Source organism: Candidatus Pelagibacter sp. (assembly GCF_052049995.1).
Taxonomy (GTDB): Bacteria; Pseudomonadota; Alphaproteobacteria; order Pelagibacterales; family Pelagibacteraceae; genus Pelagibacter.
Window position 1 is genome coordinate 103,676 of the sequence record NZ_JBNGYX010000003.1, and the last position, 21,157, is coordinate 124,832.

Below are 21,157 nucleotides of genomic sequence, written 5' to 3' on the forward strand. Positions count from 1 at the left end.
TTACATAACTTTATATTCAAAATTTTGTGTAGTTTCATTAATTTGAATTAATTTAGCACCATTTCTTTCATGAAAGTTAGTTGCCATTTCTGTTAATGGTGAAAGGGTTACTAATCTATTTAAATGATTAGATTTTTTTATATTGTTAAAAACTTCTTTTACAATCAATTTTCCCCCACCTTTTTTTTTGGACCAGACAGTATAAGCAACAGCTATTTGACCACCTGATTGATCTCTCATAGCAGTTTGTAAAAATGCATCAGTGCTTAACTTTTCTAACTCTTCAACACTTTTTGGAATTTCATTTGTATAAGCAAAACACATTACAGCGTGAATTTCTCCTTGATATTCAACACCAAAAATTTTTCTTCCATATCCTGTTCTAAACTTGTTATCTAACTCTGGTCTAACAGGATCTTCATCTGTATTGCATTCTTTAAGCTCGACAAGTTTTGCGCCTTTGACCCACGCAAAAAAATTATCAATATTTTTAGTTAAAACCTGTCTATTTTTTCTTAATCTAGCTTTAATTCTTGGGTTAAATTTTTTTTTCATTTTAATAATTATCTACCATTTATTTTACAGTTTAAATGCGTAATTAAATCATACCAGATAATCATACAAAAGCTTCACACTAGTAACAAAAATTAAAGCATATAAAATATTGTAAAATAATTTCTCTTCAATAATTTTAAGTAATTGATATCCAATCAATATTCCCAATAATGCAACCGGAAACAATGTTGCTGACTGTTTAAAAGACTCTAAGTTTGTCATAGATAAACTAATGTACAAGGGAAGTTTAATTAAATTTACAAAAGTGAAAAAAAATATTCTTGTACCTACATAAATTTCTTTTTTCATTCTAAGCGGGAGTAAATAAAGACTAGTTGGAGTTCCTCCAGCATGTACGCAAAAACTTGTAAATCCTGCCACGACTGAACAAGTACCGCCTTTAAAAAAGTTTTTTTCTGACTTTTTTTCTTTATTTTTTTTAAAAAAAAAGTAATGACCAGCAAACAAGAAGCCCATAACTCCAATAATAAATTTTAATAATTCCTCTGAAAAATATGAAAAAGTTAATGATCCAATAAATATCCCAATTGCTGCAAATGGAACCATTAATTTTAAAGTTCCTAAGTCAAATTCCTTTCTATATTTATAAACAGCAATAAAATCTGAAAATATTAAAATTGGTAAAATAATTCCTAAAGCTTGGTTTAATGGCATCACTATTGTCATTAAAGGAACAGAAATTAAAGTCATGGAACCACCTAGACCTGATTTTGCAATTCCATATAAAATAATGGCAGGAACAACCGTTAAGAAAAATAAAAAGTTTATTTCCATCTATTTAACGATTTTAATAATTTCAATCCTAAAGGGCTTATCGGTTCTTGAAGTATTATTTCTTTTCCAGTTTTTTCTTTTACTAATTCTAATAATTTGGTTGCTAATCCTTTTTTTCTAAAAATTGGATTAACAAAAATATACTCTACCTCTCCTATCTCATTAAATCTAACAAAGCCTATTGTTGTATTTTCATTTTTAAAGGTAAAAACTCCATCCGTTTCCTTTATTTCAAAATTTGAAACATCAAGAATGTTCATAAATCCTAGTAATTAAGGAGCAAAAGAATTACTGCTAGTGCAGCAATTATGGAGCTAACAACAATATAATTAAGCTTAATATTAAATTTTTTTTCTACAAATTCGGTAATTTTATCCCAGAACAAAACAATCAAAAAAATTATAATAGCTGGAAGAATATATTTAATCATTATTTATGCTTTTATATTATAACCATTTTTAAGAAGCGATGTTACAATCACTATACAAATAATCAAAAAGCTTAACATTAAACCAACACTTATCCATATATTAAAATCTGATACTCCATAAAATGAAAATCTTAATCCATTTATCAGATATACTACTGGATTAAAATATGTAACTATTTGCCAAAATTCTGGAAGCATATCTAAAGAATATAAGCTTCCACCTAAAAAAACCATTGGAGTTATAACAAGAGTTGGTATGATTGACATTTGTTCGAAATTAGAACTCATCAATCCAATTAAAAAACCGAATAATGCAAAAGTAAATGAGACTAATACTAAAAGAAAAATCATTAATATTGGAAATTGCACTTCAACTTCAACAAAAAAAGTTGAAGTAATAAATATCATACAACCTACAATTAAAGTTTTAGTTGCTCCTGCACCAACAAATGCAAGAACTATTTCTAAAGTTGAAATTGGTGCAGCTAAAATTTCATAAATTGTTCCATTAAATTTAGGGAAAAAAATACCAAAAGATGTGTTACTTATTGATTGGGTTAATAATGTAAGCATCAACAAACCAGGTACGATGTATGATCCATAACTAATGCCATCAATATTTTCAACATATCCTCCAATTACTGAGCCAAAAACTATAAAATATAAAGAGGTAGATAAAACTGGTGATAATAAAGATTGCATCAATGTTCTTCTAAATCTATCCATCTCATGAAGATAAATTGCTTTAAATGCGTAATAATTAAATTTCATTGTTTTCCTTTACTAAACTTACAAAAATTTTTTCTAGTGTACTCTGTTCTGTTTTTAGATCCTTTAGTTTAAATCCTGCATCTTTTAAATCTTGAAGTAAATTTGTAATACCTGTTTGTTTTGCTTGAACATTGTAAGTATAATCAATTGACATTTTATCTTTTCCAATCTCAAGATTGTATTTTACTAAACTATTTGGTATTTCTTTAATGTCTTCCTGTAATTCTATCGTAAGTTTCTTATGACCCATTTTCTTTAATAATTCTTTTGTTTCATCAACAACTATAATTTCTCCTTGGTTGATAACTCCTACTCTATCCGCAATAGCCTCTGCTTCTTCTATGTAGTGTGTGGTTAAAATTATTGTAACGCCAGTTTTTCTTAAACTTTCAACAACTTTCCACATGTCTTGTCTTAACTCAACATCTACTCCAGCAGTTGGTTCATCTAAAAACAAAATAGTTGGTTCATGAGATAATGCTTTAGCAATCAAAACTCTTCTTTTCATTCCACCGGACAATTGTCGGAGTCTTAAGTCTTTTTTATCCCATAAACTTAAATCTTTTAAAACTTTCTCAATATGTTTTGCGTCAGGTTTCTTTCCATACAAACCTCTAGAATAGGAAACGTTATTAAATACTGTTTCAAATTGTTCCAGAGTTAACTCTTGTGGAACTAAACCAATTTTTGACCTTGTTTCTCTGTAATCATCAACTATATCAAATTTGTCTACTGTAACCTTTCCAGAAGATGGTCTTACTATCCCGCAAATAATACTTATAAGAGTTGTTTTCCCTGCGCCATTTGGTCCAAGCATTGCAAAAATTTCACCTTTTTTAATATTAAGATTTATGTTTTTTAATGCTTCAAAACCATTGTCGTATACTTTTGAAAGATTATTTATGGTAATTTGATCGCTAGACATTTGATAATCATATATAGAGACAATTTATTGTATTACAATAAATTAAAATTTACGCTAAGTGAATTTATCTATGAAAAAATTTTTAATATTTATTTATTTTGTATTGGCATTGACTTCCAACGCAACTGGTAAAGAAACGACTTATGATAAACAATTATTTGATAAAGCTATATCAGAAGGAAAAGTTGTTGTGGTAAGTTCTTGGATTAAATATTGCTCATCATGTGCAGGTCAAATGGAAGTCTTAAAGAAAGCAAAAAAAGATTTTAAAAATATGGAATACTTTGCTTTTGATGTAACAAATAAAGAAATTGCTCAGTTTTTTAATGTTCAATATCAAACAACACTTTTAATTTTTAAAGATAATAAAGAAGTTTACAGAAGTATTGGTGAGACCACTAAAGAACTTATTTATGAAGCTTTAAACTCTTCTATCTAAATTTAATTTTTAAAATTATTGCAGGTAAGAAAGTTGCAACTAAAAAAGATAAAAATAATAAAGATTGAGCTATAAAAGGTGAAAATAAATCTTTAGAAAAAATTACTCCCACTAATAAACTTTTGGAAAAATCAGGAAATGGAAACATTAAAAATCCAGTAACTAGACCAATTATAATTGAAAAATAAGCAGTATTTTCATTTACTTTATTATAGAAACTGTAAAAAACAGTCACTACAAATGCGCAACAAAATAAATCTGCAAGTAAGAATAAATATAAAATATCAAATCCTTTTGAAGCAACACCAAAAGCAATTACAGACAAAATTAAAATAAAATACTTAGATATTTTCAAGTAATCAGTTTTTTTATCTAAGTTAAAAGTTGCTTTGCCATCGACTACAAACAAGCTAGAAATAGCATTAACCAAAGTATCAACAGTTGAAATTGTTAGTGCAAGACCAAGGATAACAATTAATAAGGACAAAATTTCTGTTTGATCTTCTAATAATAAACTAAAAAATCCTAAATCAGGTCTAACAGATGGATCTATAGAAAATGAAACCATTCCAATAAATCCCATTAAAAAAACTATTGGAACAATAATAAAGAAAGAAATTATCAAACCAGTTTTTAATGTTTTATAATCTTTTGCTGCATATACTCTTTGCCAATTTCCTTGATGAAATAAATTAGTTGCTGCAACTGCTATAAAAAAAGTTAATCCAGAAGTATATCCTGGAATATATTTTGAACTTATTAGTTGAGGGTTTTTCTCTTTAACTAAAGAAAAAGAAAAATTATCTCCTGAAGATGAACTAATGATTGAAATCAAAATAAATAATAAAAAACCAATTACAATCATTTGAATATTATCAGTAAATATTGATGCTCTTAGCCCCCCATAAAGTGTGTAGCTTAAGGTAGCTACCAGAACTATTAACGCTGTAATCCACAATTCAGTTCCAGATATATAATTAATCAATACAGCAACTGCTGTTACTTCTGCACAAAGAAAAATAAACATATAAAAAATTGTCATTAACAAAATTAACTTAAATAGGCTTTTGCTAAATTTCTTTCTCATAAACTCAACTAAAGAAGACCCTTTTGGAAACTCCTTTCTAATTTTTTTTCCAAAATATATTAAGAAAATCATCGGAAAAGCTGTGCCTAATGCATATCCAATAACAGCACCTACTCCACCCCATGTTGCAGCCGCAACTGGACCAAATAGAATCCAGGCTCCTAAAGCTGATGCTACTAGACTTGTGGTTAGTGGAAATAAACCAATGTTTCTATTTGCAGTTAAATAATTATTAATTCCTCTAAATTTTTTAGAATGAAAAATTCCTAAGAAAGCAAATATTAAACTAATTGTAAAAACTAATATTAATGAGGTTGATTGAGTTAAAAAATATGTTTTATCCATTTTATCCCTTTCTGAATTACCGGACAGGTTCTTAGGGTATGATCTCAGTCTGTTAAGACACCCCTTATTGATATACTTAATATATTTTGTTTATTATTGAAAGTCTTTTTAAAATTTAATTATTTCTGACTTTTGTGGTTCATTATTTCGATCATACATTGTGTGGCGTATTCTCTCCACTCAGATGAAGTTTTATTTTTTAAGCTATTAAGATGGTTTCTGTTACTTTGAATATCATCTTTATGTTTAATGTAATCAGCTCCATTTAAGTTTTTCTCCATTTCAGACAAATTTGTTTCCATTGCTTTTATCCATTCTTTACCAAGCTCAACACATTTTTGATCATCTTTTTCATCACAAATTTGTTTAAAAAAATTAAAAATAACATCATCAGTATTTACTGAGGTATTCATTAACTATTGTTTACAAGTACCAATCGACTCTGGACCACACGTTTGACCATTGGTCCAAGTAGCTCCAGTTAAATTAGCTCCATCAAAATTAGCATTGGTAATGTTAGATGATGTAAAGTTAGCTTCCATCAAATTAGAGTTTTGAAAATTAGCTTCGATTAATGTTGCGCCCATAAAATCAACTCTAGTTAAGTTTGCTCCAGTAAAGTTGGTTTTTTCAAAATTCGCACCAATTGAAACAGATTCATAAAGATTAGCTCTTACAAATGTAGACTCTGGGAAAGTTCCAAATGATAAATTTGAAGTCATCATAATGCTTTTATCAAAATTTACTTGAATAAAACTTGCAAAAGAAAGATTTGAATTTGGAAGATAACTTCCTTGTAGGTCTTGAGAGTCTGAAAATCTACAATTAGAATAATCTACACCTTCTGTTAAAGGATCGTCACATGCAGCATTTGAATTTGTAAAAAATAAAAAACAAAATAAAGCAAGTAAGATAATTTTTTTCATATAAAAAGTTAACAAATAAAATATGTCAAAACAATGAATGATTTAAATTTTAATAAAAAATTTATATTCTTACTTTTTTACCAGTTTTTGCACTTTTGGTTATTGCTGCAAAAATTTTGAGAGAAATTAAACCATCATTACCATTCACTTTTGGTTTAGCTTTTTTAGTAACCACATCAGCAAAATGGTCTATTTGATTTACTAATGTATTGTCATCTTTTTTGTTTTTATCTTCATTTACAAAAATCTTATTCCACCAGCTTCGTTCTTTTTTATAGAACCAATATCTAAGATTAGGAAACTGTAAAGAACCTTTTGTACCTCCAATCATATATGCAGATTGGTTTGTAATTGGGTATGCAGGATTTTCTCCAGCGGTTAATTCATAACTCCAAGGTGCAACAATTGTATCTGACAAATTTAGTGTACAAAGCGCTCCTGAATTAAAGATCAAACTTATTGTAGCTGTATCTTCTACTTGAAATTTTCTGGTTATATTTGTTGTAAACGCTTGAACATATTTTATTGAACCCAATAAATAACAAATCATATCAATGTCATGAACTAAATTGATGCCTAAAGGCCCACCACCTTTACTTACTCTCCATTTTTCTTTGTAATAGGCTTTGTGTTTATAAAGCCAACATAAAATATTTGCTGAAACTATATTTCCTAATTTTCCTTTATCAATTAGACCTTTTACCTTTGAAACTATTGAGTTATGTCTTCTGTGATAACCTATCAATAAAGGTGTTTTATTTTTATTAGCACTACTAATAATTTTTTTAGCTGAATATATATTATCTGAAATAGGTTTTTCTAACAATACTGGAATTTTATTTTTTAAAAAACTTACTGTATGCTTTTCATGGAGTTGATTTGGAGTAGCAACAATCACTGCGTCTAAATTTTTTGAATTTAACAGTTCACCTGTATTTGAATACAATGGGATCTTGTATTTTTTAGATAAAATTTTAGCGTTATCACCAATCTCTACTATCGAATGAAGATTTGCTTTCTTTGATTTTTGAATAGCTTTTATATGTTGTAAACCCATTAGTCCTGTTCCAACAATTGATATGTTTATTTTTTTTTTCATTTTATGAAATTTTTATCTTTGTGAAGTACTTATAAAGTTTTTTGGGTTTAATTAAAGTACTTGGAAAATTTTTGTTATTTGGTGCATCTGGATAGTGTTGAGTTTCTAAACAAACACCCTGGTAAGGATAAAGTTTGTTTTTATATCTCAAACCCTGACTAGTATAAAGCTGTATCCCAGGAAGATTTGAGTAAAAATCTAATTGAATATTAGTTTTTTTATTTTTTAATGAGGCTAAATAATTTTTGGAATTTTTTTTAACACAAAATGTTAAATCAAATCCTAATGCATTTATTTTATTTAGTGTTATTTTTGTTTTTTTATTTTTGATAATATTTATTTTTTCTCCAATATTTTGAAACTTATTAAAATCATTAATAGTATTTTTAACTTTTTTAAATTTGCCAGTTGGGATCAATTTATTGTTCACCTCAAGATATTTTTCAGAATTAATTTTTAATTCATGATTAAAAATTGTTTCTTTTTTATTTTTATTTAAATTCCAATAACTATGATTTGTTAAACTCACATGCGTTAATTTATTTGATTTGTATTGATATTTGATAAATAAACTTTTATTCTTAATTTCAAAAATACACTGTGAATTTAGATCTCCTGGAAAACCTTGATCTAGATTTTTAGATAATAGTTGATAAATTATTTTAGCTTTTGAATGATGGTGTATTTTCCATTCCAAACTATCAAATCCTATTTTTCCTCCATGAAGTGTATTTCTTCCTTCATTGCCATCGAGTTTATAAATCTTGTTTTTAATCTTAAATCTTGAATTTGATATTCTTCCTGCGTACCGACCACACGTAGCACCTACATAAAAATTTTTATTACTATAATTTACTTTAGAGCCAAGATTTAAAATTAAATTTATCTTCTTTTGCTTATCATAAACTTCATACAAACAAGCTCCAATATTAATTGATCTAACTCTTAAATATTTATTTTCTATTATTGAGCTTTGTACTTTCAAAAAGCTTATTACAACCAACCTTTATCAACAATATAAGATTGATTTGTGCATCCACCTGATTGTTCTGACGAAAAAAACAATACTGCTTGAGCAAGCTCATGTGGTAACAATCTCTCTTTTAGACATTGGTTTTTCATCAAATCTTTTTCGGATTCCTCGTTTAACCAAAGATCAATTTGTCTTTGTGTTAAAACCCAGCCTGGTACAACTGAGTTAACCCTAATGTTAAATTCACCTAAATCTCTTGCGAATGATCTTGTTAAACCAACTACTCCAGATTTTGCAGCTGTATAAGCTGCCATTCCACCTTGTCCGACCATCCAAGATGAAGATCCTATATTAACAATTACACCACCCTTGTTTTCAATCATTGATTTTTTGACTGACTGAACCGTGAAAAAATAATGTCTTAGGTTTACATTCATTCTTTCGTTCCAATATTCTTCTGTAACATCATCAATTTTGTGTCTTGTGTCATTAGCAGCATTGTTGATTAAGATATCAATTGGGCCTTTTTGATCAATGATGTCTGCAATTGTCTTTTGAAGTTGTTTTATATTTAACAAATCACATTCAATAAAAGTTGGTATTGAATATTTTTTATTTTTTATATCTTCAATTAATTTTTCAGCTTCTGACACTTTAATATCTATGAAGTAAACCTCAGAACCTTGTTCACAAAAATGTTCAACAATTGAAGCTCCAATTCCTGATCCTCCACCTGTAATAAATACTCTTTTATTTTCTAGATCATAATATTTTACTTTCATTTTGCTAATCCTCCGCCTGTTATAAATGCTCTTTTGTTTTTAAAATCGTAATTTTTACAAATTATATCAGCTTAATATTTTTTTGTTTTTTTAATTTTTAATACTTATAGAGAATTTAAATTAAAAATATAGATTTTATTTAGCTTTATAACCTAAACCAATATTATTTATTTTTTTACTCGCATCCATAATTTTTGGATATTCATAATTTAATCCTAAAAGCTGTCGCACTTTTGGACTTGAATTACTTTTGAAGTCCTCAGATAAATAAGTGACTAAATCCTCTACTGGTTTTATATATTTAGGAAGAAACTCTATCAACAATGCTGCTCTTTGGTTATTTGATTTATTCGGTGATGCTCCATGCCAACAGTTACCATTAAAAAAAACTAAATCTCCAGGATTTGCAATCATTTGTTGTTTATTTGAAAAATCGTCATTTTCATTTGGGTAATGTAATTTCTTCTGTGATCCCGGTATATATGCAGTTGCACCTGATTGTTCTGAACAAATATCTAGAGGTATAGTAGCCTGACAGTTTTGTGCAAATGAACTGTTAAGACCCATAGGAAAAGTCTCACTATTATAAAAATCCCAATACGGATAATCTATATGGAGTTCCTGTCCTATAGACCCTGGTAGCAATCTACTTGCGCAGTAAGATCCACAAAAAAATTCTGAACCTAAAAGTTTAGACATTAAGCTGAAAATAATGTCATTAGTAATTAACTTACTAAATACCTCTCCTTTACCAAATAAATTCCATATCCTTTGCTGAAGTTTAATCTTATCAGATGCTTCAGCCTCAGCATTAAAGTGAGTTTCTTTTTGTTCCTGTGTATCAGCAAAATGATTAACAATCTCTCTTGCTTCTTTGATATCATTTAAATTATATGCATTTTCAATAATTATAACTCCAGATTCATGCATTAATTCATTTATTGCTTGAGTAATATTAAAACTTTCTCTCGAAAATTTGCGCATAGATAAATTTTAATTGAAAAAAATTAAAAAAAAATAAAAATAATTATAACTCTAATTCTTTAGCTAGATCGCCAATTTTAGCACCACCTGCCATCAATCTTTTCACATCTTCATTACCAAGTTCTGAAGACAATCCTGAACCAATTACCTCTCCTAAACTTAAGAAAGTATATCGATCAGCTATAAGACGCGCATGAATTTCATTGTGTGTAATAAGTATGATTGCAATATTTCCTAAACTTTGCACTTTTTTAATTGTTTTTAAAACTTCCATTTGCTGCTTTTGACCTAATGCTGAAGTAGGCTCATCTAATATTAGTATCTTTGCACCAAAGTAAATTGCTCTTGCAATAGCCAAAGTTTGTCTTTGTCCACCTGACATTGTTCCAACTGGCTGATTAGGGTTTGCAATATTAATTCCAATTTTAGACATTTCCTCTGTTGTTATTCTATCCATCTCATCCATTTGCATTAAACCAAATCCGCTAGGTCCTTTTATTAATTCACGTCCAAGAAAAAAATTCCTTGTTACTGAAGTTAAAGCATTGAGTGCCAAATCTTGATAAACTGTTCCAATACCTGCATCAGATGCTTGACGTGGTGTAGTAAAGTTAACAATTTCTCCATCTACTTTTATTTCTCCACTTGTCATTGGATGAACCCCAGATAATACTTTGATCAAAGTTGACTTTCCAGCACCATTGTCACCTAAAAGCGCGTGAACTTCGCCCGGATAAACATCTAATGAAACACCATTTAAAGCGGTAAAAGTTCCAAATTTTTTTACTAAATTCTTTATTTCAATTAATGGTTTTTTATCCATTAGATATTTCCCATAATTCGTTTTCTGATATTCTCATTTGTTAAGGCAGCAGTAACAAGAACTGCTCCAAGGAAAACCCTGTAGAACGATCCATCAATTCCTGGAATATAAAAGAAGGCTTCTTTTGCAATTCCAAAAATAATTGTTCCGAGGATTATTCCACCTATTGTTCCAAAACCTCCTGTCAGCACAACACCACCTATAACCGCTGCAGCAATTGCTTCTAATTCTTTTAAATTACCTTTTGCTGTATCCGCAGTATTAACTTCAAATACCTGGCACGCAGCAAACATAGTTGCGCAGAACGCAGTAAACATAAATAATGAAATCTTAACTTTATTAGTTGGCACACCGTTAGCTTTTGCAGCACTAAGATTTCCACCAGTTGAATAAATCCAATTACCTGCTTGAGTTTTACTCAAAATTAAATAACAAATAAACGCTATAAGTCCCCAAATCATTAATGCAGAATACATTCCTTTAGCAAAAATATTCCCATAGTTATTTACATTCCAATCTACCGTATAATATAACCAATTAAATACTGGCTCCATAATGTCGCCTCCAAAAAAATTAGCAACCGGTCTTGCAGTAACTATTGTATCTATGTAAGCTCTTGCTATATCAATATCAGTAACCGCTTTTGCAGCAACATCAGGAACATTAACTCCAGCTTCTATTTTCTTTGTCAAAATTTCGACCATTGAATCATTGCCAGATTTTTTTGCTCCAGCTAATGATTTTTCTAAAGTTGAAATCATTTTTTCAGCATTTGCTTCGGTTTTGTAAGCTGCAACTTTTTCGTTTATATATGTTAGTCGTTCAGTTAATTTTGCTACCGTGCTCGCTGGTACAGTGCTAAGAATTTCTAATAATTGGTCATTTGGTAAAGCTTTAGCCGCATCTCTTTCCATTTCTCCATGACCTGGAACATTTATAATGTTTTTAATATCTGGTAAATCTGTAACAGTTGTTGATCCAGCAGTTTGATCAGGAGCTCTGTTAAATGCTCTATACGAAACTTCTGTTAAACCTCGTAAAAAGAAAAGTCCACCTAGCGTTACAATGAAAGATGCTATACCACTTTTAACTATTATCCATCCTTGTATCCATCCAAAAGATAGCGTCATACATAGTGTAATTAATATTGCTAGTAGTGGTGAAACATCTTTAATTTTAAATAATGTGTATCCTTCAAAATGAAAACCTCCTTCAAAAGATATGTAAGGAATAACAACAGCAAAACCCCATTTTAGTATCATTGCCATACAACCGCCAGCAAAACCAATCATTGAACCAACAGAAAGATCAAATTCACCTGCTATAATTAACATTCCAGCAGCAAGTGCAACGATCCCTAATTGTGCAATAACCCTAAAATTATTTCTAATTCCTAAAGCGTTAAATCCTTCACCAGAAAAAGGATTAAGAGAAAATTGTCCTTCAGGAATTGAAAAGTATCCCAACATACAAAAAAGTAAAATCATCACTCCAAAAGGTCCAACCTCTGGACGAGACGTAAATGCAGAGTACCATTTTTTTTCACCTTGTCGGTCTGACTCTTGTCTTGGTTTTTTTGTTGTTGATGTATTCATTTATAAAAGACTTATTAATTGTGTTAAAAAAAAAGGGCCGATTGAATAATCGACCCTTTAAATTATTACAGACTATCTATCAATACCTGCTAAAGCAGCAACTGAAGAAGCGTTAGACTTGTCAACGAAGCCAGGTCCTGAAGGGATGTTAGCTCCTGGTAAAAGTCCAGCACTGTTATTGTACAAGTGTAATACGATAACTGGCATATAACCTTGTAATCTTTGTTGTTGATCGATAGTGAAAGAAACTCTTCCAGATCCGATTAAGTCCATAACTGCAGGACTCAAGTCGAAGCAAGAGTGGTGTACTGTCATACCAAGATCAACTAAAGCTTTATCAACAGCTTCACATACGTGTGGTCCTACTGAAAGGATCGCATCGATATCACTGTTAGCTTGTAAAGCAGCAGTTGCTCTAGTTTGAATAGTTGCAGGGTCAGATGTAGTATCAGTCATTTGCATAGGAACAGCTGCACCGTAACCTTCACATCTGTCTACAAGAGCTGTGTTGTATGCTTCTTGAATCATACAAAGTGCTTTAGTAGCACCTTCAGATTTTGCTCTTTCACCAGCTTTTTGTCCAGCAAGTAATTCAGGCTGACCAACGTGCATTAAAGCACCTAGGCTAGCAGAAGACTCTAAACCAGAATTCATTGTAATTACTGGAACACCAGCAGCAACAGCAGCTTTAATAGCTGGGCCTAATGCATCTGGGTCTGGCAAAGAAATTACCATTCCGTCTGGTTGAGTAGCTGCAGCAGCTTGAATTGAGCTTGCCATATCAGCCATATCAGCAGAAGGGTTGTAGATGTATTCAAAGTCAGCACCGATTGCTCTAGCTGCATCTTCACCACCTTTTTGAACTACCGGCCAAAAAGGATCTTTACCTTCACCATGAGTAATCATTACGTATCTTTCAGCGAACGCAGAAGTTGCAAATAATGCAAGAGCTGCAATCGAAAGTATAAGTTTTTTCATTATTTCCCTCTTATTAGTTAGTTTAGTTAATATATATATATTAATTATTAAGTCGGAATATAAACACATTCAAACATAAGTAGTAAAGTAAAAAATAAAATTAATAACAATTTATATATAATTTCTATATCTAATTCTAATTTGGTAAAATTAAAATAAATTCAACCCTTAGTTGATAATAATTTTTTATAATTTTTAATATATTTTTTAAATTTTTAGAAAAATTTAATTTTTTTTTATTAAATTATTAATTGAATTTTCTAATACGTCGCACTTCTTCCTAATCTCGCGGCACCTCTAACGCCACTAGCATCTCCGTATTTAGGTTTTAAAAAAACACCTTCGTATTCTCTGCCAATAACAAATTTTCTGACTAACGAATCTATTTCATGTAAAAAATCAATTTCATTCGAAACTCCACCTCCAAAAATAAAAGCATCAGGATCTAAAATATTTATTATACTTGAAAGTGACATTGCTAAATTCACTTTAAAATCATCAATAAATCTTTCGGCATCTAAATCATGTTTTCTGTTCAATTCAAAAATTTCATTTGTTTTTAAATTTTTTCCATAAAGTTTCTTAAATCTTTTTGCTAAACTTAAACCAGATAAAAAACTTTCAATCTCTGCTTCCCTAGCATTGCTTGAGTCAAAATTTTCTTTCTTAGCGGCAAAATATGGAATTTGGTTATGTCCCCATTCTCCTGCTACTCCATTTGAGCCAGTAATAATTTTTTTGTCTATTACTAAACCACCTCCAACTCCTGAACCTAATATAATTCCATAAACAATTTTGTAATGTTTGCCTGATCCATCTATTGCTTCTGATAAAGAAAAACAATTTGCATCATTTTCACAAAATACTTCTTTTCCAAGTGCTTTACGTAGATCACTTTGAAATGGTTTTTTTTCTAACCAGGATATATTTGGGGCATTTTTTACTAATCCAGTTTGAGGAGAATGAACTCCTGGATGACAAACTCCAATTGGAAGTTCTTGTTTAAACTCTTGTTCTAATTGTCTATGAATATCTCTTATAGCAGTTATAATTTGGGTATACTCCTTTGGACACGATATTCTTGATCTGTGTTTTTCGTTCCCATTTTCTTCAAGAACAACACTCTCTATTTTGGTTGCACCAACATCAATACCTACTTGCATAACTAATATGTGGCTCTTCCACCACTTAAATCAAAAACTGCTGCAGTTGAAAATGAATTTTCTTCGCTGGCTAACCATGTTACTAATGATGCTAATTCTTCTACTTTTGCAAATTTATTTCTAGGAATTTTTGATAACATATAATTTATATGTTCTTCTGTCATTTGATCAAATATCCTGGTCTTTGCTGCTGCTGGTGTTACACAATTTACTGCTATATTTTTTTGCGCAAGCTCTTTACCTAGAGATTTTGTTAAACCTATAACACCTGCCTTAGATGTACTGTAAGCGCTTGCGTTTGGGTTTCCTTCTTTACCTGCTATAGACGCAATATTTACAATTCTTCCATAATCATTCTTAGCCATAAATGGAACAACTGCTTTGCAACAGTAAAAAACTGCATTTAAATTTAAGTTAATTACCTTATTCCACTCTTCTATTGGATATTCTGCAACTGTAGTGTTCATTCCAGCCACACCCGCATTGTTAATAAAGATATCAATCTTATCATGTGATTTTTCAACTTCAGATAATTTTGAATTTATTGCTTCATAATTGCTCACATCAACTATTTGATAAGTTAAGTTTTCAGAATTTACTTTTTCTAAAGCTTTTTTGGCTTCACCTTCGTCAATATCCCAAATTACTACTTTAGCTCCAGACTCAATAAATCTTTCAGTGATAGCTAAACCAAATCCTTGAGCTCCACCTGTTACAATTGCTACTCTATTTTTTAAATCATATTTAATCATCTTTATTTTTTAAATTTTTTTGATCTTATTAAAGGAAAAGCTAAGGCAATTAAAGACAAAATAAAGAACGTTAAAGCTATTGGTCTTGTGAAAAACATTAACCAATTTCCACCAAATATAACCAGAGATTGTCTTAAAGTACCCTCAACTAACTCACCTAAAATCAATCCGATAATAACTGGCACAACTGAGAAACCATATCTTCTCATAAAGAAACCTAGAACACCAAAAAATAACATTATCCAAACATCTATTATAGATTGGTTTAATGAATAGGTTCCACAAACTGAAACTGCAAAAATCATTGGCCATAAAATCTTATTTGGCACTAGTGTTATTCTTGCAAAAATTTTTGCTCCAAAGAACCCAAATATAAAAAACAAAACATTAGCAATTAACATTGCTCCAAAGATTCCATATAAAAAATCAGGCTGTTCTCTAAATAAATCAGGTCCAGGTCTAACCCCATGTATAATTAATCCAGTTAGGATAACAGCTGTTGTTGCACTACCAGGAATTCCAAGTGCAAGTGTTGGAACCATCGCACCTCCTGTTGCTGCATTATTTGCTGCCTCTGCACCCGCAATACCCTCTATAGAACCTTTTCCAAACTCTTCAGGTTTTTTCGAAAACCTTTTTGCTTCTGAATATCCAATTAAAGAGGCAACTGTTCCGCCTTCAGCAGGTAACACTCCAATAAATGAACCAATACCACTGGATCTTAAAATTGTTTTCCAGGTTTTTTTATAATCATCTTTACTTGGAAGTTTTATGGCTTTTAAAGCTATTCTATTAAATACTTGGTTAATTAAAGTTGATTGAGTTAACATCTCGCTCATTGCAAATAAACCAACAACAACAGGAATAAAACCAATCCCTTCAGTTAATTCATTGATTCCAAAAGTAAATCGATCAATTGAAGTCATAAAATCTTTGCCAACAGTTGAAATTAAAATTCCAAATGCACCTGCAATTAAATTCTTAATTGGACTTCCCTCTCCTATTGATGCAAGCATCGTTAAACCAAAAATAGCTAATGCAAAATATTCTGGTTGACCAAATTCATAAGCAAGTTGAGCTAAAATAGGTGCGAAAAAGACAAGAATAATAACACTAAATGTACCCCCTACTGCACTAGAAACAGTAGCCATACCTAAAGCTCTTCCAGCCTCTCCCTTTTGTGCTAAAGGGTAACCGTCTAAACAAGTTGCTGCAGCAGCTGGGGTTCCAGGTGTATTAATCAGAACTGCAGTAATTGCACCTCCATATGTACCTGCACAATAAATTGAGGTTAACAATACAATTGCTGATAATGGGTCGAGCGTCATTGTAAAAGGTAAAATTAATGCACCACCAGTCGTTGGTCCTAAACCAGGTAGAACACCTAATATTAAACCAAACAAAGTTCCAAAAAATAAAACTAACAATAGCTTTGAGCTAAGCAAAGGAGACATCATTAATATTAAATTGTCCATCTAGCTATAATAAATATTGGTTATAATTCCAGGTGGAAATCTTAATCCCAGAATTGTTTCAAAAAAAACAAATACGATAACTGGAAAAATAATTCCAACAAGTAATAAATAAATTATTCTTTTCTCCCCCCAATAATAGGAAACAAAAACAGATAAAGCTGAAATTGCCAAAAAGAAATCCAAAGTTTTTGAAATAACAACGAAAATCAAAAAACTTAGAAGTGTTAAAAAGAATGATTTTGGTAATTTGTTTTGAACCTTCCAAGGATTTTTATTTGCAGAATAATATATCAATAACGTCATCACTATTATTAAAATCAAAAGAGCTTTTGGAAATGTTGCTGGTTGTATTCCTCTATTTAAAATAGGAGGAACAATATCGAAAGTAAATGTAGTTATTAATAATGCTACAGATATTAAAATAATTATAAAAGAGACTTTAAATTCGTCTCTAAAAAAAAAGGGCAAACCTTTGTTTGCCCTTTTTTGTTTTTGTACATTTTTCATATGCAAATGTACTTTTAATTAGATTAGTTAATATAACCTAAAGCTTTAAGCTGAGCAGTCATTTCAGTAAGCATTTCTTCCATTTGCTTACCCCACTCGTCGGCACCAACTACACTAGTATCATCAAGACCAATTTCAGTTAAGAAATTTTTGTAATAGTTGTGGCTCATAGCTTTCATCATTCCAGCTTCTAATTGTTTTACTCTGTCTGCTGGAGCACCTTTTTTAGTTACAAAACCTCTAACAGTAGATAAAGAAACAGGTATACCTAATTCTTTTGCTGTTGGAGAATCTCCAATTTTTGCCATTCTATTATTTGCTAATACAACTGAAACACAAAGCTTACCTTCATTAATTTCAGTTAAAGCCTCACCTAAGTTTAAAACACCTACATCAATATCTCCTTTGATAAGGTTAGTTTTAATTGGAGCAACACCTTTGTAAGCAACAATAGTTGGATCTTTTAATCCACCTTTTTTTGTAAATGCAATCGCGCTAACATCATCAATACCGCCAGTATGAGTAGTTCCATATTTTAGTGATTTTGATTTTTGAGTACTAATAAATTTTTTAGCATCTTTGATGTCGTTTTTACAATTTACAACAAATAACTGAGGGTCGTCTGTTCCTCTAGCTAGTGGTTGCATATCACTTAACTTGACTTTAGTTTTTCCTAAAGCCATAGAAACAGCATGACCTGTTGTCCAAGTTAAAGTGTGATTTCCATCAGCTGGTAAAGACATCATATAATCCATAGATGCGGCCCCACCACCACCTTTTTTGTTTACTAATTGCATGTCTTGCTTAAGGACTCTTCTTGCTCTCAATAACATCATTCTAGTAGTAACGTCAGTTCCACCACCAAAACCAGCGTGAGTAATTGCCTGTATTGGATGACTATCAGCTCTAGCTGATGTGATCATTAATGGAAGAGCTACAACAAAAAATTCAGTTACTAGAAAAGCAGCTGCTAAAAATAGTTTAAAGCTTTTTTTCATTATTTCCCTCTTGAGTTAATTTATATTTAATAATTTAAACATAATCTGCTACAAGACGTAAAGAAAAAAATGACTGAAAATAAATCTAACATTGCTCTTCTACTTGGTGATCCAGCTGGGATTGGGCCAGAATTAATTTCAAAGCTTTTAAATGATGAAATGACAAAAAAAGCAAACATTGTCATAATTGGTGAGAAGCAAGTATTTGAAAGTGGAAATAGTATTACAGGAATTTCACATAATATAGATGTTGTAGAAAATTTTGATGAGGTAAATTTTGATAAAGCAAATAAATTTTTGTTAGATATTTCTAAAGGAAAAAATCATAAATATAAATTAGCAGAACCATCAAAAGAATCTGGAGAAAGCGTATTACAAGCTTTAGATTTAGCCTTAACACTAGCTAAAGAAAAAAAAATAGATGCAATTAATTTTGCGCCAATGAATAAGACTAGTTTAAAACTTGGTGGCAATAAACATTCAGATGAATTACAGTTAATGGCTGAAAAACTTGAAGTAAATAGTTTTTGTTGTGAGTTTAATGTTATAGATAATTTTTGGACAGCAAGAGTAACATCTCACATTCCAATTAAAGAAGTTGCTCAACATATTACTAAAGAAAATATCATGAAGCCTATAAAATTAATAAATGAAGTTATGGAGTTAAACGGTATAAAAAACCCTAGAATTGCCATTCAAGCTCTAAATCCACACGCAGAGTTTGGGACAGAGGAAAAAGATGAAATCATTCCTGCGATTGAAGAGGCAAAAAAACTTGGCTACAATGTCGATGGTCCATTGCCATGCGATACATCTTTTGTAGTAGCCTACAAAAATAAAAACCATGATTGTATGGTTGGTATGTATCATGATGCACTTCAATCTGGTCTTAAAGCATTTGGCTTTGATAGAGGAGTAACAGTTCAAGGTGGATTGACTGTACCAGTAACGACTACAGCTCATGGATCAGCATTTGCTATCGCTGGAAAAAATAAAGCTAATCTAGCTCCAATTTTAAACTCTTTTAAAATTGCTTTATCAATGTCGCAAAATAAGAAAAACTAAATTAATCCTGCGTCTACTGTAAAGTTTTGTTTTGTACATCCTGATGAAACATCAGACGCTAAGAATAATACCATTTTTGAAACATCTTCAGGTAATAATTGTTTTTTTAAAGCCTGATTTTTTAATATTTCCTTTTTAAATTTTGGATTAAGCCACAATTTGGATTGTCTAGCTGTTGCGATTGAACCAGGTGCAATCGAGTTAATTCTTATATTATGTTTTCCTAAATCTCTTGCTAAAGATTTTGTTAATCCATAAATTCCTGCTTTTGCAATACTGTATGCTGGAAACATTACTGCTCCCCTAACCCAACTTACAGAACCTAAATTTATTATTGATCCACCTTTGTTTTTTATCATGCTTTTTTTAACTGATTGTATTGCAAACAAATAATGCTTTAAATTAATCGCCATTCTATCATCCCAATATTTTTCTGTAATTTTCTCTAAACTATGCCTTTGGTCATTAGAAGCGTTGTTGACTAAAATATCAATAGGACCGTTTTTTTTGATAATGTTTAAAATTGATAATATATATTTTTTAATATTTTTAATGTCACATTCCACAAAATTTGGAATTTTAAATTTTTTCTTTTTGATCTTATTAATAGTTTTTTTTGCCTCTTTTTTATCAATATCGAAAAAATACACTTCCACTCCTTGTTCACAAAGATGTTCAACAATTGAAGAACCAATCCCAGAAGCTCCTCCTGAAATTAAGGCTCTTTTATTTTTAAGATCAAAATATTCAGTTTTCATTTTTAAAAATAATATTAATAACTCTTTATATCTTCCAAAGATGGCATTGAAGCCGCTGCACCTTGTTTAGTGGTTGAAATTGCTGCAACTTTATTTGCAAAAGTAAGCACTTCTTTAATTTGTAAATCTTTTGATAACCCTACAGCTAATGCACCATTGAAAGCATCACCTGCGCCTGTAGTATCAAGGACAGGGTCTTTAAGTTTGAATGCTTCTAAGAAAAAATTTTCTTTTTTATTTGCAAAATAACATCCTCTTTCTCCTAATGTTATAACAATGTTTTTAATACCTTTTTTTAAAAATTCTTCTGAAGCATTTTTGATATCTTTTTCTGTTTCAATTTTTTTATTTAAATAAAATTCTGCCTCAGTTTCATTAGGTGTAAAAAAATCTATTAATTTAAAATCATCATTTTTAATTTTGCATGCTGGTGCTGGATTTAATATTGTGGCTAGTCCCTTGACTTTAGCTTTTTTTAATACATAGCTAGTAACCTCATAAGGTGTTTCTAGTTGTGTTAAAAATATTTCTGCTTTTGTAATTAAATTTAAATTTTTTTCAATATCATTATGGGTAAGAGTTCCAGCAGCACCAGGTATTATATTTATTGCATTCTCGCCTGTTTTTTCATTTACCATTATTCCCGCAACTCCAGTTGAGTGATTTTCGTCTTGGATTATACAGGCAGTGTTTATACCCAATTCTTTATATAAAGTTAAAGCCATTTCACCATTTTTGTCTTTGCCAATTTTTGAAATAAAATTTACGCTCCCATTGAGTTTAGCTGCTGCAATTGCTTGGTTTGACCCTTTTCCACCTGGTCCAATAATATGTTGTGAACCTAGAATAGTTTGTCCTTTTTCAGGAATCGCATTAGATATAAAACAGAGATCTGCAACAAATACACCAAAAACTGAAATGGTTTTCATTTT

General features: G+C 30.4%; 24 protein-coding genes. 2 read left to right on the forward strand and 22 right to left on the reverse strand.

Annotated features, from left to right (window positions below; all coding sequences use genetic code 11):
* The 5 genes from ACTT9Y_RS03830 to ACTT9Y_RS03850 form a co-directional block, all read right to left on the reverse strand.
* Positions 1-555 (reverse strand): hypothetical protein, encoded by a 555-nt coding sequence (locus tag ACTT9Y_RS03830; protein ID WP_440933087.1) that lies wholly within the window; start codon positions 553-555, stop codon positions 1-3.
* A 48-nt stretch (positions 556-603) separates the two neighbouring features.
* Positions 604-1,350, reverse strand: coding sequence for a sulfite exporter TauE/SafE family protein (locus ACTT9Y_RS03835; RefSeq protein WP_440933088.1), 747 nt, complete (start codon positions 1,348-1,350; stop codon positions 604-606).
* Entirely contained in the window at positions 1,341-1,610 is a 270-nt protein-coding gene (locus ACTT9Y_RS03840; RefSeq protein WP_440927535.1) for a GNAT family N-acetyltransferase, read from the reverse strand. Before ACTT9Y_RS03840 ends, ACTT9Y_RS03835 begins: the two co-directional genes overlap by 10 nt.
* A 173-nt stretch (positions 1,611-1,783) precedes the next feature.
* Complete coding sequence (locus ACTT9Y_RS03845) at positions 1,784-2,551, reverse strand: ABC transporter permease (protein ID WP_440933089.1); 768 nt, start codon at positions 2,549-2,551, stop codon at positions 1,784-1,786.
* The gene (locus tag ACTT9Y_RS03850) at positions 2,541-3,476 is read right to left on the reverse strand and encodes an ABC transporter ATP-binding protein (protein WP_440933090.1); all 936 of its coding nucleotides are present in this window, start codon (positions 3,474-3,476) and stop codon (positions 2,541-2,543) included. The genes ACTT9Y_RS03845 and ACTT9Y_RS03850 overlap by 11 nt, the downstream gene beginning before the upstream one ends.
* 70 nt (positions 3,477-3,546) lie before the next feature.
* Here ACTT9Y_RS03850 and ACTT9Y_RS03855 point away from each other — a divergent pair, with 70 nt between their 5' ends.
* Positions 3,547-3,915 (forward strand): thioredoxin family protein, encoded by a 369-nt coding sequence (locus ACTT9Y_RS03855; protein ID WP_440933091.1) that lies wholly within the window; start codon positions 3,547-3,549, stop codon positions 3,913-3,915.
* Here the strand turns inward: ACTT9Y_RS03855 and ACTT9Y_RS03860 are convergent.
* From ACTT9Y_RS03860 to ACTT9Y_RS03930, 15 genes are all read right to left on the reverse strand, one after another.
* A complete protein-coding gene (locus ACTT9Y_RS03860; protein WP_440933092.1) occupies positions 3,908-5,347 on the reverse strand; it encodes a sodium:solute symporter family transporter in 1,440 nt (479 codons plus the stop codon). The genes ACTT9Y_RS03855 and ACTT9Y_RS03860 overlap by 8 nt on opposite strands.
* A gap of 119 nt (positions 5,348-5,466) precedes the next feature.
* Positions 5,467-5,760, reverse strand: a complete 294-nt coding sequence (locus ACTT9Y_RS03865) for a hypothetical protein (protein WP_440933093.1) — start codon at positions 5,758-5,760, stop codon at positions 5,467-5,469.
* 3 nt (positions 5,761-5,763) lie between these two features.
* Positions 5,764-6,273 carry a pentapeptide repeat-containing protein gene (locus tag ACTT9Y_RS03870; protein ID WP_440933094.1) on the reverse strand — a complete coding sequence of 170 codons (510 nt, stop codon included), beginning with the start codon at positions 6,271-6,273 and terminating at the stop codon, positions 5,764-5,766.
* A 61-nt stretch (positions 6,274-6,334) separates the two neighbouring features.
* Complete coding sequence (locus tag ACTT9Y_RS03875; protein ID WP_440933095.1) at positions 6,335-7,372, reverse strand: Gfo/Idh/MocA family protein; 1,038 nt, start codon at positions 7,370-7,372, stop codon at positions 6,335-6,337.
* A gap of 1 nt (position 7,373) precedes the next feature.
* Entirely contained in the window at positions 7,374-8,357 is a 984-nt protein-coding gene (locus ACTT9Y_RS03880) for an aldose epimerase family protein (protein ID WP_440933096.1), read from the reverse strand.
* Positions 8,358-8,365: 8 nt separating this feature from the next.
* Entirely contained in the window at positions 8,366-9,127 is a 762-nt protein-coding gene (locus ACTT9Y_RS03885; protein WP_075485964.1) for an SDR family NAD(P)-dependent oxidoreductase, read from the reverse strand.
* 135 nt (positions 9,128-9,262) lie between these two features.
* Complete coding sequence (locus ACTT9Y_RS03890) at positions 9,263-10,111, reverse strand: phytanoyl-CoA dioxygenase family protein (RefSeq protein ID WP_440933097.1); 849 nt, start codon at positions 10,109-10,111, stop codon at positions 9,263-9,265.
* 43 nt (positions 10,112-10,154) lie between these two features.
* Positions 10,155-10,934 (reverse strand): ATP-binding cassette domain-containing protein, encoded by a 780-nt coding sequence (locus tag ACTT9Y_RS03895; protein WP_075485963.1) that lies wholly within the window; start codon positions 10,932-10,934, stop codon positions 10,155-10,157.
* Complete coding sequence (locus tag ACTT9Y_RS03900; protein ID WP_440933098.1) at positions 10,934-12,529, reverse strand: ABC transporter permease; 1,596 nt, start codon at positions 12,527-12,529, stop codon at positions 10,934-10,936. The genes ACTT9Y_RS03895 and ACTT9Y_RS03900 overlap by 1 nt, the downstream gene beginning before the upstream one ends.
* A 72-nt stretch (positions 12,530-12,601) precedes the next feature.
* Entirely contained in the window at positions 12,602-13,507 is a 906-nt protein-coding gene (locus ACTT9Y_RS03905; RefSeq protein ID WP_440933099.1) for a sugar ABC transporter substrate-binding protein, read from the reverse strand.
* Positions 13,508-13,767: 260 nt separating this feature from the next.
* Positions 13,768-14,670 (reverse strand): ROK family protein, encoded by a 903-nt coding sequence (locus tag ACTT9Y_RS03910; RefSeq protein ID WP_440933100.1) that lies wholly within the window; start codon positions 14,668-14,670, stop codon positions 13,768-13,770.
* A 2-nt stretch (positions 14,671-14,672) separates the two neighbouring features.
* Positions 14,673-15,422: an SDR family NAD(P)-dependent oxidoreductase gene (locus ACTT9Y_RS03915; protein ID WP_440933101.1), complete on the reverse strand. Its 750-nt coding sequence runs from the start codon at positions 15,420-15,422 to the stop codon at positions 14,673-14,675.
* Positions 15,423-15,424: 2 nt separating this feature from the next.
* The gene (locus ACTT9Y_RS03920) at positions 15,425-16,897 is read right to left on the reverse strand and encodes a tripartite tricarboxylate transporter permease (protein ID WP_440933102.1); all 1,473 of its coding nucleotides are present in this window, start codon (positions 16,895-16,897) and stop codon (positions 15,425-15,427) included.
* The gene (locus ACTT9Y_RS03925; RefSeq protein WP_440933103.1) at positions 16,898-17,404 is read right to left on the reverse strand and encodes a tripartite tricarboxylate transporter TctB family protein; all 507 of its coding nucleotides are present in this window, start codon (positions 17,402-17,404) and stop codon (positions 16,898-16,900) included.
* 23 nt (positions 17,405-17,427) lie between these two features.
* Positions 17,428-18,402 carry a Bug family tripartite tricarboxylate transporter substrate binding protein gene (locus ACTT9Y_RS03930; protein WP_440933104.1) on the reverse strand — a complete coding sequence of 325 codons (975 nt, stop codon included), beginning with the start codon at positions 18,400-18,402 and terminating at the stop codon, positions 17,428-17,430.
* Between the two features lie 69 nt (positions 18,403-18,471).
* Between ACTT9Y_RS03930 and ACTT9Y_RS03935 the strand changes: the two genes are divergently transcribed.
* Entirely contained in the window at positions 18,472-19,467 is a 996-nt protein-coding gene (locus ACTT9Y_RS03935) for a 4-hydroxythreonine-4-phosphate dehydrogenase PdxA (protein ID WP_440933105.1), read from the forward strand.
* Here ACTT9Y_RS03935 and ACTT9Y_RS03940 read toward each other — a convergent pair.
* Positions 19,464-20,225 (reverse strand): SDR family NAD(P)-dependent oxidoreductase, encoded by a 762-nt coding sequence (locus ACTT9Y_RS03940; RefSeq protein ID WP_440933106.1) that lies wholly within the window; start codon positions 20,223-20,225, stop codon positions 19,464-19,466. The genes ACTT9Y_RS03935 and ACTT9Y_RS03940 overlap by 4 nt on opposite strands.
* Positions 20,226-20,239: 14 nt before the next feature.
* Positions 20,240-21,154, reverse strand: a complete 915-nt coding sequence (rbsK, locus tag ACTT9Y_RS03945; protein WP_440933107.1) for a ribokinase — start codon at positions 21,152-21,154, stop codon at positions 20,240-20,242.
* Positions 21,155-21,157: the final 3 nt, after the last annotated feature.